This is a genomic window from Novosphingobium mississippiense (assembly GCF_044029535.1).
Classification (GTDB): Bacteria; Pseudomonadota; Alphaproteobacteria; order Sphingomonadales; family Sphingomonadaceae; genus Novosphingobium.
This window is the reverse complement of record NZ_CP147003.1, coordinates 87372-104987: the sequence shown is the minus strand read 5'-3', so window position 1 is coordinate 104987 and position 17616 is coordinate 87372. Positions and strand designations below refer to the sequence as shown.

12 protein-coding genes are annotated in these 17616 nt (G+C 64.7%); 8 read left to right on the top strand and 4 right to left on the bottom strand.

Annotated elements, in window-relative coordinates; translation table 11 throughout:
* Nucleotides 1-360: 360 nt before the first annotated feature.
* The 3 genes from WBP06_RS18965 to WBP06_RS18955 all read left to right on the top strand — a co-directional run bounded on the left by WBP06_RS18965 (nucleotide 361) and on the right by WBP06_RS18955 (nucleotide 5294).
* Nucleotides 361-1389 carry a hypothetical protein gene (locus WBP06_RS18965; RefSeq protein WP_395336134.1) on the top strand — a complete coding sequence of 343 codons (1029 nt, stop codon included), beginning with the start codon at nucleotides 361-363 and terminating at the stop codon, nucleotides 1387-1389.
* Nucleotides 1313-3538 (top strand): autotransporter outer membrane beta-barrel domain-containing protein, encoded by a 2226-nt coding sequence (locus WBP06_RS18960; RefSeq protein ID WP_395336131.1) that lies wholly within the window; start codon nucleotides 1313-1315, stop codon nucleotides 3536-3538. Before WBP06_RS18965 ends, WBP06_RS18960 begins: the two co-directional genes overlap by 77 nt.
* 91 nt (nucleotides 3539-3629) lie before the next feature.
* A complete protein-coding gene (locus WBP06_RS18955) occupies nucleotides 3630-5294 on the top strand; it encodes a DUF6065 family protein (protein ID WP_395336129.1) in 1665 nt (554 codons plus the stop codon).
* Nucleotides 5295-5481: 187 nt separating this feature from the next.
* On the opposite strand, the gene WBP06_RS18950 is transcribed toward WBP06_RS18955, so the two are convergent.
* Nucleotides 5482-5667: a YbdD/YjiX family protein gene (locus tag WBP06_RS18950; protein WP_395336127.1), complete on the bottom strand. Its 186-nt coding sequence runs from the start codon at nucleotides 5665-5667 to the stop codon at nucleotides 5482-5484.
* Complete coding sequence (locus tag WBP06_RS18945; RefSeq protein WP_395337518.1) at nucleotides 5664-7688, bottom strand: carbon starvation CstA family protein; 2025 nt, start codon at nucleotides 7686-7688, stop codon at nucleotides 5664-5666. The genes WBP06_RS18950 and WBP06_RS18945 overlap by 4 nt, the downstream gene beginning before the upstream one ends.
* A gap of 293 nt (nucleotides 7689-7981) precedes the next feature.
* Between WBP06_RS18945 and WBP06_RS18940 the strand changes: the two genes are divergently transcribed.
* Both WBP06_RS18940 and WBP06_RS18935 read left to right on the top strand, forming a co-directional pair.
* The gene (locus WBP06_RS18940) at nucleotides 7982-10915 is read left to right on the top strand and encodes a TonB-dependent receptor plug domain-containing protein (RefSeq protein ID WP_395336125.1); all 2934 of its coding nucleotides are present in this window, start codon (nucleotides 7982-7984) and stop codon (nucleotides 10913-10915) included.
* A gap of 80 nt (nucleotides 10916-10995) precedes the next feature.
* A complete protein-coding gene (locus WBP06_RS18935; RefSeq protein ID WP_395336123.1) occupies nucleotides 10996-11898 on the top strand; it encodes a glycoside hydrolase in 903 nt (300 codons plus the stop codon).
* 77 nt (nucleotides 11899-11975) lie between these two features.
* Here WBP06_RS18935 and WBP06_RS18930 read toward each other — a convergent pair whose 3' ends face one another.
* Entirely contained in the window at nucleotides 11976-12350 is a 375-nt protein-coding gene (locus WBP06_RS18930; protein ID WP_395336121.1) for a nuclear transport factor 2 family protein, read from the bottom strand.
* A 26-nt stretch (nucleotides 12351-12376) separates the two neighbouring features.
* Nucleotides 12377-13129, bottom strand: coding sequence for an SDR family oxidoreductase (locus tag WBP06_RS18925; protein WP_395336118.1), 753 nt, complete (start codon nucleotides 13127-13129; stop codon nucleotides 12377-12379).
* Nucleotides 13130-13255: 126 nt separating this feature from the next.
* On the opposite strand from WBP06_RS18925, the gene WBP06_RS18920 reads away from it, so the two are divergent.
* From WBP06_RS18920 to WBP06_RS18910, 3 genes are all read left to right on the top strand, one after another.
* The gene (locus WBP06_RS18920) at nucleotides 13256-14173 is read left to right on the top strand and encodes a LysR substrate-binding domain-containing protein (protein WP_395336116.1); all 918 of its coding nucleotides are present in this window, start codon (nucleotides 13256-13258) and stop codon (nucleotides 14171-14173) included.
* A gap of 232 nt (nucleotides 14174-14405) precedes the next feature.
* Nucleotides 14406-15644, top strand: coding sequence for a cell wall hydrolase (locus WBP06_RS18915; RefSeq protein WP_395336113.1), 1239 nt, complete (start codon nucleotides 14406-14408; stop codon nucleotides 15642-15644).
* Between the two features lie 99 nt (nucleotides 15645-15743).
* Nucleotides 15744-17579: a DUF885 domain-containing protein gene (locus WBP06_RS18910; RefSeq protein WP_395336110.1), complete on the top strand. Its 1836-nt coding sequence runs from the start codon at nucleotides 15744-15746 to the stop codon at nucleotides 17577-17579.
* Nucleotides 17580-17616 lie beyond the last annotated feature (37 nt).

Here is a 17616-nt window from a genome sequence, read left to right as displayed (position 1 = left end):
CAGACACCGCTACGCACGCAGACACGTTACCTAAATCGACATACAATACACAATAGATCGTTCCAGAAAATTTGAACATCTCGTCGATATTTCATTGAATATCATATCGTTTTATTCACATAGAGAGCGGTGATCGACTCAGGGCGATCCCATGCGGCATTTCCGATGTTAATCGCAGGAGGCAACGTGGCCGAATCGATTTCACATTCGACGGGTCAAGGCCGAACTCTACGTGCGCGGCCATCCGCGCCGGAACCCATTTGCAATTCACGTCAGAGCTTTCGGCGCGCCCTGCTCGGCGCTGCCGCCACGACGGTGCTTCTGCCCTGCGCGGCGCACGAGGCCCGGGCGCAGCAATGCGTGCTGGATGCGTCGGGCGTCGTGACATGCTCAGGCTTCGTCAACGGCGGGTATTCGTCCAGCAACGTCGACGCGATCGAGGAGATCGAGGCCGGCGCCACGCTGAACGGCCCGCTACAGGCGCTGGGCAGCGGCGATGTGCTGATCCACAATGCCGGATCGATCCAGAACTTTCCCGATGCCGTCACGCTGGACGGCACTGCCGGTTTCACCAAGACGCTGAACAACGACGGCGTCATCAACGGCAACCTGATCGGCGCCGGTGCGGGCCGCATCGTATTCTATCAGAACGGTAACATGAACGGGTCGGTGCAGATCAACGGCACCGGCATCAACGACATCTCGATCGGTAGCGGCCGCAGCATCCAGTCGGTCAATATCGTCGGCAGCGACAATTCGCTGGACAATTCCGGCGTCATCAACGGCCAACTGCTGCTGAACGGCACCAGCGCGAACTTCGTCGTCAACCGGTCCGTGCTCAATGCGGTAGAGATCGATGGCGATGGGCAGAACACGCTGTTCAATGTCGCCACGATCAACGGCAACGTGAATTTCAACAGCAACGGCAACGTGTTCGTCCAGAATACCGGACTGATTTCCAACAGCATACGCAGCACCGGCGCGTCGGCGGATTTCATCGACAATGCCGGGAACATCAGCGGCGCCGTGGACACGGGGGACGGCAACGATGTGGTGATCAACCGCGTGGGGAGCGTCAACACTCTGCTGGGCCCGCAACGGGGCATCAGCACCGGCGTCAACACCGGCAACGGCAACGACGTGTTCATGATGCTGGGGGGAGAGATCAACGGCAACGTGATGCTGGGGGCCGGGCAGGATTTCGCCGTGATGTCCGGCGGCACGCTGACCAATCCGCTGCAGACGCAGGATGGCAACGACCTGCTTTACTGGTCGGGCGGGACGATGAATGCGATCGACATGGGCAATGACGATGACACGGCCCTGTTCTTCCAGCTCACGCCATCCAACATGGCCAACAACATGTTCGATCGACGGTGGCCTGGGTGACGATCGACTGATTTTCTACCAGACGGCAGGCGACAGCGTTTCCCGCTTCTACAACTGGGAAGAGATCGACCTGATCAGCGGATCCTCGCTGACCTTTTCCAACTACGCGACATTGCGGCTGGGCGATTCCGGCACCGGTACCGGGCGGCTCACCATCGATGGCACCAGCACCGTCTACGCGGGCGGCGGCACGCACAGCGTGATGGCCAGCCAGTCGCAGAGCCTGGTGACGGTTGCCAACTACGGCCTGATCGACCTGACGAACGCCGGTGACAGCGTGACCGACCGTTTTGCGGTTTACGGCAATTACTATGGCGGCGGAGGCCGGCTGGCGCTGCAGACGCAGCTGGGGGACGACAATTCGCCCTCCGACCGGCTGGTGATCAGCGGCGCGGGCGCGCAAGGCTATGGCACGACGGCCATCAGCATCACCAATGTCAACGGAATGGGCGATCTGACGACGGCGGATGGCATCCGGGTGGTCGACGCCGCCAATGGCGCCCAGACCGCAACCGGCGCCTTCTCACTGGCAGGACCGGTGGCGGCGGGCGTCTACGAATACGAGCTTTACCGTGGCGGCGTGACGGCCGGCACCGAGGACAGCTGGTTCCTCCGCTCCGAGATCATTACCGCCCCGACGCCAACGCCTGTACCGGTGCCGACACCAACGCCCGTGCCAGTCCCAACACCAACGCCCGTGCCGGTTCCGACACCAACGCCCGTGCCGGTGCCGACACCAACGCCCGTGCCGGTGCCGACACCAACGCCCGTGCCGGTGCCGACACCAACGCCCGTGCCAGTCCCGACACCAACTCCGGTGCCGGTTCCGACGCCAACGCCCGTGCCGGTTCCGACACCAACGCCCGTGCCAGTCCCGACACCAACGCCCGTGCCAGTCCCGACACCAACTCCGGTGCCGGTTCCGACGCCAACGCCCGTGCCAGTCCCGACACCAACTCCGGTGCCGGTTCCGACGCCAACGCCCGTGCCAGTCCCGACGCCAACGCCAACGCCAACGCCTACCCCCACGCCCGTACCCGTTCCTACGCCGACACCCACACCAACGCCCACGCCGCCGCCAACCCCCACCCCGACTCCGGTTCCCACGCCCACTCCAACGCCACCTCCCACACCAACGCCAACGCCCGTTCCAACGCCCGTACCCACACCGATTCCAACCATCCGGCCGGAGATCCCCTCCTATTCGCTGGTCCCGGCTATCGCGCAGGAACTGGGCCTGGGCGTGCTGGGAACCTTCCATGAGCGACAGGGCGACCAGCTGATCAAATCGGGCGACGGCATTGCTCCGTCGGTCTGGGGACGCCTCTATGGAGACAGTCGCAAGCAGACCGCCGACCAGACCGTCGTGCGGGCTGATTACCAGCTGGCGCCGACGTTCGACGGCCATGTCTGGGGCATCCAGGCAGGCTTCGACATCTATTCGCGCAACTACGACGATGGCCGGCAAGTGCGCTTCGGCGCGTTCTATGCCCACAGCGAAGCGTCGGGCACCACGCGCGGCAATGTGCTGGGCGTGCAGGACGCGGTGGCCGGCAGCATGAACCTGAAATCGGAGAATGCCGGCGGCTATGCCACTTATATCGGCAGCAACCAGTGGTACGTGGACCTTGTCGGCATGTATTCCTGGCTGTCCGGCCGTGGCGGTTCCTATCGCGATGTGAATGCGCGGTTCAACGGCCACTCCTACCTGTTCTCCGCAGAGGCGGGCTATCCGATCAGGCTGGCGGACGACTGGACGCTGGAAACGCAGGGCCAGTTCATCGTCCAGAACGTATCGCTGGATCCCACTGCGGACCTCTACGCGACCATCAATTTCGACGACGTCACCACCTATACCGGCCGCCTCACCGCGCGGATCGAACATGTGGCGACCACGGAAACGGCATTTTTCCAGCCCTTCCTCCACGTCGACCTCTGGCACAACTTCGCAGGGAGAAACGACATCCTGTTCAACACCAATGTCGTGGAACTGCAGAGCGAGAGCACGACGCTGAAACTGGGAACCGGCTTCACCACCATGCTCCGGCCCGGCATCGGACTTCACGCCGGGGTCGATTGGGCCAAGGGACTGGCACAAGGGAAGTACGACGCCATCGGCGGCAATATCGGGCTGCGCATCGTCTGGTAGGGGGCAAGGGGACAGGGCCCTTCCGTTTGCCGCTTTCCGGATTACCATGGTGCTGCCTGAACGCGCCGCCATCAGGGGGTCATCGCCTGCAATGAAGCTAACCTGCTACGTCTATTCGGGATGGAAGCCGCGCATCCGCGCCGCTTCGCAGACGCGCGGCTGGATGGATGCCACGCCGGAACGCTTCGCCTATCGCTGCCTGCCGCTGGACATCGCCAATTCGCACGGGTGGGAAATCCTGAGCCCGGTCGGCTTCGAAGCCGAATGGAACGGCGGCAGCGCGCCCGAAGACGTTCTCATTCGCCCCGATGCCGGACATGCGCGGGAGTCATTGCCGGTGGCCCTGTTCGGGGCAGGCGTGCTGACCTTCCATGTCGAGGGGCTGTTCCGCACCGAACCGGGCATCAACCTCTGGGCCGGCGGGCCGCCCAATGCCGCCAAGGACGGGATCGCGCCGCTTTCCGGCCTGATCGAGACCGATTGGTCGCCCTACAGCTTCACGATGAACTGGCGCTTCACCCGCCCCAACCACGTGATCCGCTTTGAAGAGAACGAACCGTTCTGCTTCCTCTTCCCGATCGGCCGCACCATGATCGAACACGTGGTGCCGGAGATCCGCCCGATCGAGGAAGCGCCCGAACTCAAGGCGCAGTTCGAGGCGTGGAGCGCCGGCCGCGATGCCTTTCACGCCCGGATGGCGGCCGATCCACCGTCGGCACCGGCGGACAAGTGGCAGAAGTACTACTTTCGCGGCACCTATTCCTCCGGCGCGCGCGGCCCTGCCGATCACCGGACCAAGTTGCGGCTTGCCGAATTCAAGGGGGCGGAGGCCTTCCATTCAGGCCCTGCCCATGCCGACACCGCGCCGCCGCCTTCGGCATGCCCGCACGCCGGCGCCGCGCGCGCCAATGCCGGGCGGCAGGTATCGCAACCACCGTCCGGCAAGCTTGAATGGATCATGCAATCCGTCCAGCGGCTGGGCACGCTGTCCCACAACCGTCAGATCCCTCGCTACGAAGCGATCGACCAGCAGGCGTTCCTCGATCGCCACTATGCAGCCAACTGGCCGGCGCTGATCACCGGCGAATTGGACGATTGGCCGGCCCTGCACCGCTGGACGCCGGAATATCTGAAGGCGAAGATCGGTCCCGCTCCGGTGGAAGTGCAGGCGGGACGCAGCGGCAATCCGGATTTCGAACGCAAGATGGATGCCCACACCACCGCCATGCCCTTCGATGCCTTCATCGATCGCATCTGCGCGCCCGGCGCCGGCAACGATCTCTACCTCACTGCCTACAATGCCGGGGCGAACGCCGAAGCGCTGGCGCCGCTGAACGCGGATCTGGGCTTTCTGGACAAGTTCCTGACGCGCGAAACCGATCGCCCGCACGGCATGACATGGATCGGGCCGCTGGGCACGTTCACCCCGCTACACCACGATCTGACCAACAACCTTCTGCTGCAACTGGCCGGCAGCAAACGGATTCTGCTGGCCAGCCCGCTGGAAACCCCGCGCATTCACAATGACTTTCACGTCTATAGCGAAATCAGGGACCTGGCCGAGCCGGACCTGACCATGCGCTTTCCCTCGTTGAAAGGAATGCGCGTGCATCAGGTCGACCTGATGGCGGGCGAGGCGCTGTTCATCCCGCTGGGCTGGTGGCACCAGGTCACCTCCACCGATTTCAGCGTGACGATCACGCATACCAATTTTCACTGGCCGAACGATTTCCATCGGGATTACCCGCAGGGTTAGTTAACCGCTCCACGATTTTGTTTGGCGCGCCCAGCGTCGTTTTGGAAATTCGCTGAAAGCGAATTTCGCGGCACCGGCCCGCTCCCCCACCCGACCGCCCAACGGTAGTATCCTGTGGGTGGTCGGGTGGGGGAGCGGGCCGGTGCCGCCAAGAAAATGCCCCCCAGGGCATTTTCCAAACAGCTTCTCAGCAGCAGCGTCCGCCGTTCTTGCCGCCATAGCGCGCCTCCTGCCGATCGCGGAAGAACGCAACGCGGTCCATCACCGGCCGCTCGGGATGATGCGCGCGCATGTGGGCGAGGTAATCCTCGTAATCGGGCAGGCCGACCATCAAATGCAGCGACCGGCGTAGCGTGGTGAACAGCCCGCTCATGCCGTCACCGCCGTTCCCACCACTTCGCTGGTGGTCGGCACCGCACTGCGTCGGGAGGCGATGCAGGTACGCAGGCTGAACACCAGCAGCGCCAGCACCACCGCCAGGAATACCGCGACGAGCGCGGCGTCGATGCGGTCGTTGAAGATGACCTGCCGCATTTCGGCAAGCGACTTGGCTGGCGCCAGCACTTGCCCCGCATCGGCAGCCGTCTGGAACTTCGCGGCGTGGGCAAGGAAGCCGACTTTCGGATCGGCCGCGAACAGCTTCAGCCATCCGGCGGTGCCGGTGCACAGCAGCAGCCATGCCGCCGGCAGAGCCGTCACCCAGACGTAGCGGTCCTGCTTCATGCGGAACAGCACCACCGTCCCCAGCATCAGCGCGATCGCCGCGAGCATCTGGTTGGCGATACCGAACACCGGCCACAGCGTGTTCACCCCGCCCAGCGGATCGGACACGCCTTGATGCAGGAAAAAGCCCCAGGCCGCGACGCACAGGCCCGTGGCGACAAGGCCTGGGACCATGCCCTCATTCTTGCCGAAACGCGGCGCGGCGATGGCGATCAGGTCCTGCAGCATGAACCGCCCGGCGCGTGTACCGGCATCGACCGCGGTGAGGATGAACAGCGCCTCGAACAGGATGGCGAAGTGGTACCAGAACGCCTTCATCGCCGGGCCGCCGACCACGTGCGAGAAGATTTCGGCCATGGCGACGGCCAAAGTGGGCGCACCGCCCGCGCGCGAGATGATCGTGTGCTCGCCCAGATCGCGCGCGGTCTGCACCAGCGTGTCGGCCGACAGTGGATAGCCCATGGCGGTGACCGCCTGCGCCACCTGATGCGGCTCCGTGCCGATCACGGCGGCCGGGCTGTTCATGGCGAAATAGATACCGGGATCAAGGATGGAGGCACCGATCAGCGCCATGATCGCCACGAAGGCTTCCATCAGCATCGCGCCATAACCGATCATCGGCGCATCCGCCTCGGTGGCGATCAGCTTCGGCGTGGTGCCGCTGGCGATCAGGGCGTGAAAGCCGGAAACCGCGCCGCAAGCGATGGTGATGAACAGGAACGGAAACAGCGCGCCGGACCACACCGGTCCGCCATGGGCGGCGAACGCGGTCAGCGCGGGCATCCGCAGCGGCGGCGCCATGATGACGATGCCGACAGCCAGCGCGCAGATCGCGCCGATCTTCAGGAACGTCGAAAGATAGTCGCGCGGGGCCAGCAGCAGCCAGACCGGCAGTACCGAAGCAATCGCGCCGTACCCGATGAGAATCCAGCAGAGCTGGATCGGCGTCAGCGTGAACAGCGGGCCCCAGAACGGCGACTGCGCCACCCACTGCCCGCAGATCAGCGCAAATATCAGCCCGATCAGCCCCAGTATCGAGACTTCGCCGATCCGCCCCGGCCGGACCCAGCGCGTATAACCGCCCATCAGCAGCGCCAACGGCACTGTCGCGGCCACGGTGAACAGGCCCCACGGGCTGGCCGCCAGCGCCTTGACGACGATCAGCGCCAGCACCGCAAGGATGATGATCATGATCAGGAACGCGCCGAACAGCGCGATGACGCCCGCCGCCTGGCCCATTTCCATCCGCACGAGTTCGCCCAGCGAGCGCCCGTCGCGCCGCATGGAGACGAACAGCACCATGAAATCCTGCACCGCGCCGGCCAGCACCACGCCCACGATGATCCACAAGGTGCCCGGCAGATAGCCCATCTGCGCGGCCAGCACTGGCCCCACCAGCGGGCCAGCTCCGGCAATGGCGGCAAAGTGGTGCCCGAACAGCACGCGCCGGTCGGTCGCCACATAGTCCAGCCCGTCCGCGCGGTAGATCGCCGGAGTTGGTCGCGCGGGGTCGAGCCGCATGACCCGGCTGGCGATGAAGCGTGCATAGAAGCGGTAGGCGACCAGGAAGGAACAGACGGCCGCGATCAGGATCCACAAGGCATTGATCGGCTCCCCGCGCGATAGCGCGACGACTGCCAGCGAAACCGTGGCCACCAGGGCCATGACCATCCAGCCGATCCTATGCACGGCGCTTTCCTCTTCCCTTGCCTCTTGGACTTTGGGTTTGCGCAGGAATGCGCCGCACCTGCAAGTGCTTGTGACGCGGAACGGCCCGTTCATCCGTCCATGCGCGCGAAGATCGTCTCACCAGTTCCGCACGCCGTCACGCAACAGGATTACAATCCTTTGCAGGTTGCAGACATGATCGCAACGATGGCGAAACCTGCTTGACACAAACTGATTTAAGATATCGTATACCGTGTACTACATGGGGCAACCATGTAGAACAGGGAGCAACATCAATGACATTTCAGAGGTCCTCCGCGGCCCGCCTGCGCACGCTTTTGATGCTGAGCAGTTTCGGCATCAGCACGGCGGCATTCGCCCAGACACTTCCCGCCGACCCCGATGACCAGCCTGCCGCAGCGCGGGCGGACGATATCGTCGTCACCGGTTCGCGCATTCGCCGCGCCGCCGCGGACAGCCCATCGCCGATCGCGGTAGTCGATGCCGGGCAGATCAAGGCCGCCGGCACGCAGAACATTGCCGATGTGGTCAACCAGCTTCCGGCACTGTCCATCACGCAGACCAACCAGACCAGCAACCTTGCCGGCAATGCCGGCGTCAACGCACTCGACTTGCGCGGCATGGGCACGCAGCGCACGCTGGTGCTGGTGGATGGGCGCCGCCAGGTTGCCGCGATTCCCGGTACTTCGGCGGTCGACCTCAGCAATATTCCCTCCAGCCTTGTCCAGCGCGTGGAAGTGATCACCGGCGGCGCATCGGCGCTCTACGGCGCGGATGCTGTGGCCGGCGTTGCCAACTTCATCCTGAAGAAGGACTTCTCCGGGATCGAGGCGAACACCCGCTACAGCGCATCGACGCGCGGCGACATGGACACCTATGGGTTCGACATGCTGGCCGGCGCCAATTTCGCGGACAATCGCGGCAACGTGACGGTCTACGGCTTCTTCGAGAACACGCCCGGCACCGTCAGCGGATCCGACCGGCCGTGGACAGCGGACGGATACCCGATCTACGCCCGCACCAGCAGCAGCACCCCCTATTTCGTGCAGGACCACGTCCGCAACATCAACAGCGCGGACGCGGCGCAGCTGGTGCTGGGCGGCAAGCTCTATTCGGTAGACCGCGCCACCGGCGCGCTGCGCGATCCGATCCTTGGCCCCGGCGGCTTCGTCAATGCCGTTCCCACCAACCTCGACACCGCAACCGATCCGCTGGGCACCCTGCTGACCGACGGCGGCGAGTACAATGGCCGCTATGACGGCTGGTTCCTCTCCGTCCCCTCGCAGCGCATCAACACTCGCGCCTCCGCCAGTTTCGAGGTGAGCGACGCGCTCAAGCTCTATGCCAACGCCACCTATGCGCACAACACGTCGCAGGCGGGCTTCCTGCAGATGACGGCTTTCGGCACCGACGTGGTGCCGGCGGACAGCCCCTACATCACCGACGAGATCCGCGCCGCCAGCGGCGGCTCCGTGCCCGACGGCGGCGTCCAGTTCGCCCGCCGCTTCATGGAACTGCCGGCACCGCGCACCGATTACGACCGCACGCTGTTCCAGGCCGTGGCCGGCGCGGACGGCGATTTCACGCTGTTCAACAAGCCGTGGAACTATTCGACCTACTATTCCTACGGCAAGACCAGTCAGCGCGTGCGCGACGTGAACTCCACCGCCTATGACCGCTGGTACATGGGGCTGGACAGCACGACCGACGCCAACGGCAACGCCATCTGCCGCAGCACGCTGGACGATCCGGGCAACGGCTGCGTGCCGATCAATCCGCTGGTCACGCTGACGCCGCAGATGATCGACTACATCACCTATACCTCCCACTGGTCGAAATCGACGCTGACCCAGCAGGTGCTTTCGGGCTACGTCTCGGGCGGTCTGTTCGATCTGCCGGGCGGCGCGGTGCAGATGGTGCTGGGTGCGGAATACCGCAAGGAACGCAACGATATCGGCGCGATCCCCGAATACAATCCCGACAGCCCGCTCTACGATCCCTCGATCGGCACCACCGCCAGCACGCTGGTCGGCAAGTATTCGGTCAAGGAAGTCTACGGCGAACTCCACGTGCCGATCCTGAAGGCCGTGCCGTTCTTCGAAACGCTGTCGGTCGACGGCGCGCTGCGTCTGTCGGATTACAGCACCGCCGGTTCGACCACGACCTGGAAGTTCGGCGGCGAATGGGCGCCCATTCGCGATATCCGCTTCCGCGCCACCTATGGCCAGGCCGTGCGCGCGCCGAACATCGGTGAGCTTTATACCGCCAACAGCATCTCGGGCCTGTGGGTTACCGATCCCTGCAACACCTACAATCTGGCGAACCGCGCCACCCGTACCCAGTACACCGCCGCCAACTGCGCGGCGATCCATCCGGCCGATACCGCCAGCTACTGGCTCTATCGCGACATCATTTCGAGCGGCAACCTCGACCTGAAGCCGGAAACCGCCAAGACGCTGACCCTGGGCGCGGTGTTCCAGCCGCGCTTCGTGCCGGGCTTCTCGTTCACGGTGGACTACTACAATATCGACCTGCGCAACGCGATCGACGCCTTCGGCGCGCAGACCCTGATCGAGAAGTGCGTGGACCAGCCCACGCTGGACAACATCTTCTGCCCGCTGATCCAGCGCGATGCCAACGGCAATCTGGAATCGGTGAAAACGCAAAAGCTGAATCTGGCGCAGTACCTGACGCGCGGCATCGATTTCGGCCTGGCCTATTCGCTGCCGCTGGAACGCATCGGCCTTGGCGCCAATGCGGGCACGCTGTCGATCGATGCGAACTACACGCGCCTGCTCAATCGCCGCTACACGCTGGACCCGGCCGATCCGAACTCGATCACCGAATATGCCGGCGTGTTCGGCTCGCCCAAGTGGAAGGGCGTGGTGCGCACGAACTATTCGCGTGAAGGGTTCAACTTCACGTGGACGCTGCGCCACTTCTCGCCGATGAAGGCCAGCACCTCGATCACGTCCGACAAGTACAGCCAGGTCTGGACGCCGAACGTCTTCTACAACGACTTCTCGGCCTCTGTCCCGCTGACAAACTTCCTTGAACTGTCGGGTGGCCTCAACAACGCGTTCGACCGCAAGCCCCCACGCATTCCGGGTGCCGAGGCCGGCGGCGCGAACTTCGAGTTGAGCTACCAGTCGGGCGTCTACGACGTGATCGGGCGGACGTTCTTCCTCAGCCTGCGCTTCCACCGCTGACAGCGGCGGGACGCAATGATCGAGCCCCGGATCCGCCTCTGCGGATCCGGGGCTTCCCCTTTTTACCGAAAGTCCCCCGCATGATCGCCAGACCTGCACGGCGCCTTGTACTGACGCTTTCGATCTGGGCCCTGTCCGCCGCTGCCGCCCCGGTGCAAAAGGCCGATGCCGTTCCCGGTGATGCGGTCGGCCCGGTTCCGGCTTCGCTGGGGCTTGATCCCTTCTACCGCAAGTTCCTGGACGCGGATGGCATCCCCGTCGTCTCCTCCGCCAAAGTGCCGGACAAGGCATTGCGAATTGCGCGCGATATCGTGCTGGCCGAAACCAGCGAACGTCCCGATATCCGCCGCGAACTGGTCCGCAGCGGCGCGCGCGTCGGCGTGATGGCGATCGACGAAGGCACCATGGACCTGCCGGAACAGCGGGACTGGAAGAAGCCGGCGATCGACGACGAACGGCTCACCCCCTGCGAGCGCAAGAACTACGCCCAGATCGCCGCCATGACCGATGCGGAATACTGGAATAGCCGCGCACGCGGAATGGGCGGGCTCTATACGACGGGGGCGGCCGAAAACCTCCTCGCGATTCCGGGAACGCGCTATTTCGGCGAGAACATCCTGGTGCACGAATTCTCCCACAACATACTTTCCGCGATCGAGACGGTCGATCCGGCGCTCTATGCGCGGGTTCAGGCAGCCTATCGTCATGCGCTGGATCAGGGACTGTGGAAGGATGACTATGCATCGGTAACGGCGCAGGAATACTGGGCCGAAGGCACGCAATTCTGGTTCAATTCCAACAAAGCCTATCGGACCGGCAACAAAATCGTCGTCTCGGCGGCAGATTTGCAGGATCATGACCCGCAGCTCTATGCGGTATTGGCGGAAGTCTATTCACCCAGCCATCGGATCGCGGCCGATGCATTCTACGATCATCCCGCAAGGCTGACGCTGCCGCCGAAGACGCCGAAAAAGGCGTGTTGAAGCGTCTGCAAGTCCTGGACTGAACACGACAATCCCGCCTCATCGTCGTGCGACGAGGCGGGATTGCCATTTATCAATCAGATATTCGCGCCCACTTCATCGAAGAACAGGCAGAGCGCCGCGATCCTGCCGTCGCGAACCACGATGACGTCGGTTCCCGCATAAGCCGGGGCCGCTCCGACCGGTCCCGCCACCCACTGGATGCGACCCGCCGCTGCCCCCAACACATCCGGTTCGCGCAGCGGCGTGTATTGGAAGTGGGGATGCGTGGCGCGGATTTCGCCGGCGATCCGGTTGATGGCGTCACGTCCGCGCCAGATGCCGGCCGGTTCGTGAAACTCGGCATCTTGCGTGAAGAGTTCCTCCACCGCCGCCTTGCGGCGGATCAGATCGCCTTCGCCGAAAACCTCGTGCAGGTTTCGCAGAAGGAGCTGCCGGACGATATCGGTCATTGCCTGTCTCCTGAAGAATTGGCCGATCAGATCTGCACCTGCCCGCCGTCCACGAAGAGTTCGACGCCGTTGACGAAGCTGGCATCATCGGAGGCGAGGAACAGCACGGCCTTGGCGATTTCCTCGGGCTGACCGATGCGGCCGGCCGGGATCAGGCTGGCAAGGTAGTCCCTGGTGCCCTGTGCCGCCTCGCCGCTGCCGAACAGATGGTCCACACCCGGCGTATCGGTAACCCCCGGGCTGACCGCATTCACGCGGATGCGCCGGTCCTTGAGGTCGAGGATCCAGTTGCGGGCAAAGCTGCGGACGGCCGCCTTGGTCGCGCTGTAGACGCTGAACGCCGGGGTGCCCGAAAGGCTGGTGGTGGAAGAGGTCAGCACCACCGCAGCCCCATCGCGCAGCAGTGGCAGCGCCTTCTGCACGGTGAACAGCACGCCCTTCACATTGGTATCGAAGGTGCTTTCATAGTGCTCCTCGGTGATCGCGCCCAATGCCGCGAATTCACCGCCGCCCGCATTGGCGAAGACCACGTCGATCGCGGCGTGCTGCTGCTGCACGGCATCGTAGAGCCGATCGATATCGGCAAGCTTGCCCATGTCGCCCCGAACGCCGGTGACCTTTCCGCCGATTTCCTTGACCGCCGCGTCCAGCGCCTCCTGACGGCGGCCGGTGATGAATACCGAGGCGCCTTCGGCGATGAAGGCCTTGGCGGCGGCAAGACCGATACCGGTCGTTCCGCCGGTGACGACCACGACCTTGTTTTCGAACCTGTTAGCCATTTTCATTCTCCTGTTGAGGACGGCGATCCGTTCGCCGCTGAAAAGGAGATGCATCCAGAACGATATTGGCTGTAGTCGGCAAATTCGCTACTCATCGTTGCACTGATGGAACGATGAGATTGCCCGATGCCCGACATGAACGACTATGCCTACTATGCCGAAGTGGTGAAGCATGGCGGCTTCGCGCCGGCAGGGCGGGCCTTGCGGGTTCCGAAATCGAAGCTCAGCCGCCGCATCGCTGCCCTGGAGGAGCGCCTGGGCACGCGGCTGATAGAGCGGTCCTCCCGCCGGTTCCGCGTGACCGAGGTGGGCCAGGCCTTCTACACGCGTTGCCGGGCCATGCTGGAAGAGGCGGAGCAGGCCGAAGCCCTGGTGGCGCAGGCCCACAGCGAACCGCAGGGCCGCGTGCGCTTCAGTTGCCCGCGCGGAATGGTCGAAGTTCTGTCACCGGGCCTTCCGGACTTTCTGGCCCGATTTCCCAAGGTGACGCTGCAACTCATCGCCACCGACCGCCCCGTCGACCTCATTGCCGAACACATCGACCTGGCCCTGCGCGTGCGCGTCTCGCTCGATACCGATGCATCGCTGACCATGCGCACGCTCGGCCGGTCGCGCCGCATACTCGTGGCCGGGCCGCAGGTCGCCGCGCCCCTGCTGGCTGGACAACGGACCGAAGCCGGCGTGGACGCCCTCCAGCACATGCAGACGCTGGCCTCCACCGACGACAGCGGAGAGGTGGCCTGGCACTTGTCCGGCCCCAACGGCGCACTGGCCGTCCACCGCCATCAACCACGCATGACGTGCGAGGATTTTGCCGCCCTGCGCACGGCGGTGGCGGGCAATCTGGGAGTGGCGCTCTTGCCCGATCATATTTGCCAACAGGACATCGCGGCCGGAAGGATGGTACAGATCCTGCCCGAATGGGGCGGGCAGATCGGCATCGTCCACCTCGTCTTCACGACGCGGCGCGGGTTGCCGCCGGCGGTGCGCGCCCTGATCGATCATCTGGCGGCGACGTTTCGCACGCTCGATGATCCGAAATGACCGTAAGCGCTGGACCGGCGGAGCTGTTCGCTGCCACGTAAATGCCCGGATTCCACAGACAGGCGCGCAATCGCCACGGTTCGGCCAGCATGGGTCTTCCACGTTTCGCCATCGGCGCGGTATACGCGCGGCGATGGCGGAGCTTTCGGCAAACCCACAGCTCCGGGCCGGGGGGCTGTTGGCGCCGCTTCTGCTCGGATTGCTACCCGGGTCCTCGGCATTGAGCGGGGCGGTGGGCAGAGATTTGGCCGCGACCACCGGCCCGGCCGCCCCCATCGCCCATATGATCGCAGGGATGACCGGGGGCTGGCAGGCCTTCGCCCTCCCCTCCCCCACGATGCCGCCGCCCGTCCTGCCCGTGGCGTTTCCGGCCGGGCTGCCGGACGATGCGGCGCGTGAAGCGGCCCAGCGGATCAATGCCGCCATCCCCTTTGCCAGCGTGCGCGATACGGCGGCCGCGCCGTTCCGCTTTGCCGGTTCGTCCGAAGACCGCCTGCGCGCGATCGACTGCATCGCCAACGCCGCCTATTACGAAGCGGGCGGCGATCTGGACGGGCAGCGGGCCGTCGCGCAAGTCGTCCTGAACCGGATGCGCCATCCGGCCTTCCCGGCAAGCGCCTGCGGCGTGGTGTTCCAGGGTTCCGAGCGCGTGACCGGTTGCCAGTTCACTTTCACTTGCGACGGCGCCATGGCGCGGCGGCCGATGCCCTGGCTGTGGGACAAGGCGCGCGCGATCGCGGCCAAGGCGCTGGACGGCGCCGTCTACGCGCCGGTCGGCCATGCCACCCATTACCACACCGATTGGGTCGCCCCGCCATGGAGCGGCGAGCTGGACAAGATCGCCCGGGTGGGGCCGCACTTGTTCTTCCGCTGGCGCGGCGGCTGGGGCAGTGCCGCCATCTTCCGCCAGCGCACCGATCCCGGAGAACCTTCGATTGTGCCCGCCGGGCGGGTTACCGGCAGTCTGCAACCGGCTCCGCTTGCCGCCGATGCCGCCCCCCAACTGATCCCGGCAGTGGCGACAATCCCGCCGGACCTGCCGGACGCCACGTCTCCGGACATCATGACGGTGGACCTCCACGGCGCCCGCGTGAAACTGCTGAAACCGACCGGCGATGGCTTCGGCCTGCTGCTGCCGCGCACCGCGCCGGGCTCGTTCGGATCGCTCGCCCTCGATCTCTGTCGCGGGCGCAGTTTCTGCGAGGTTGCCGGCTGGATCGACAGCGCCGACATCCCGCGAAGCTATCCGATCCCCGTCGGCGCCCGGCGGTCCATGGCCTTTCTCTATCTGCGGGATCAGTCCAGCCACCGCGAGATGATCGCCTGGGATTGCAAGATCTTCCCCCGGAACGACCCCGCCGAATGCCTGCGCAAGCTGAACGCGCCCAAGACCGGGCCCGCCAGTGCCAGTGCCAGTGCCAGTGCCAGCGCCGCTCCCGTGAAATCCGACACACCGGCCACGCTGCAATAGGCTGTCCACGACAGCGGACAGAAGGCACTTTCGCTCCCAATTGCATTCACTTGCGACGATGGCGTAGGCTCCCCGCCATAAATAATCGTCGGAGCTTTCATGATCGACCGTCGCCATTTCCTTTCGACCGCATCGGCGGGTGCCGCCGTTGTCGCGGCCGGGCCCACGCTTGCACGCGCTTCCGCGTCCACCAGCGGTTCCAACCCTGCGCTTGCCGCCTTCATGGACAAGTACTTCAATGCCCAGGTGGACGCATCGCCCGAAACGGCGACGCAGCTGGGGCTGGACACCGGCGCGCGCGCCGGCCTGAAATCGCACCTGACCATCCCCACGCGGGAGGAAGAGGAAAAGAGCCGCAATCTCGTTCGCACCGCACGCGCGCAGCTTAACGCCGTCAACCGCGCCGGGCTGAACACGCAGGATGCGATCTATTACGATACCATCGCGGCGAACCTCGATGCCGTGATCCGGACATTCGCCATCCCTTATGGCCAGGGTGGCTGGCCGCAGGTCTATCGCGTCAGCCAAGGCGGCGGCGCCTATCTGAACACGGGGGACTTCCTCGACAACCAGCACACCATCAAGACCGCCGCCGATGCCGAGGCTTATGTTTCGCGCGTGAACGACTTCGCGGCCGTGCTGGATGCGGAGACCGACCGCACGCGCGAGGATTATGCCCTTGGCGTGATCCCGCCCGATTTCATCCTGAACAAGACCATCGCCCTGCAGGCGGGAATGCTGGGCACGGCCGCCGGCGAATCCACTCTCGTCAAGTCGATCGTCCGCCGCACGCAGGAGAAATCCATCCCCGGCGATTGGGCCGCGCGGGTCGAAAAGCTGGTGGCGGAACGGGTCTATCCCGCGTTGCAGCGCCAGAACGACGTGCTGAAGGCGGCACTGCCGAAGGCCGGGCACGATGCCTCCGTCTCGCGCCTGCCGCAGGGGGCGCAATACTACGCCAACAGCCTGAACTACATCACCACCACCAAGATGACCGCCGAAGAAATCCACCGCATCGGGCTGGAGCAGGTTGCCGACCTGACCGCCCGATCGGACGCCTTGCTGAAGGCGCAAGGGTACACGCAGGGCACCGTGGGTGAGCGCATGGCCGCGCTGATCGCCAATCCCGCCAACGTCTATCCCAACACCGATGCCGCCAAGGTCGAACTGGTCGCGCATCTGAACAAGCAGATGGCGGCGATGCAGGCGCTGCTGCCCAAGGCTTTCGGCCGCCTTCCCAAGGCGGGCGTGGAAATCAAGCGCGTGCCGCCCGAAATCCAGGAAGGCGCATCGCAGGGCTACTACAACTCGCCCAGCCTTGATGGCACCCGGCCGGGCATCTACTGGATCAACCTGACCGACACCGCCAACTGGCCCAAGTTCGGCCTGCCGACGCTGACCTATCATGAGGCGATTCCGGGCCACCACCTGCAAATCGCGCTGCAGCAGGAAAGCGCCGCCGCGCCTAAGCTGATGAACCTGCTGTTCTTCTCGGCCTATTCCGAAGGCTGGGGCCTCTATGCCGAACAACTGGCCGACGAACTGGGCGCTTACGACAACGACCCGCTGGGCCGCGTGGGCTTCTACCAGAGCCTGCTGTTCCGCGCGGTGCGTCTTGTCGTCGATACCGGCATCCACGCCAAGGGCTGGAGCCGCGAACAGGCGATCCGCTACTTCCTGGACAACACCGGCCGCGCCGAAGGCGGCGCGACTTCAGAAGTCGATCGCTATTGCAGCTGGCCGGGTCAGGCCTGCGCCTACAAGGTCGGCCACAACGAATGGGTTCGCCTGCGTGAGAAGGCACGGGCGGCGCTGGGCGACCGCTTCGACATTCGCGGCTTCCACGATACCGCGCTGGCCGGTGGCGGCATGCCGTTGACGGTGCTGGAACGCGTAGTCAACGACTGGGTGGCCAGCCGCAAGTCAGCCGCCTGATGGTAAACTTGGCGATGGGGATCGTTTCGCGTCCCCA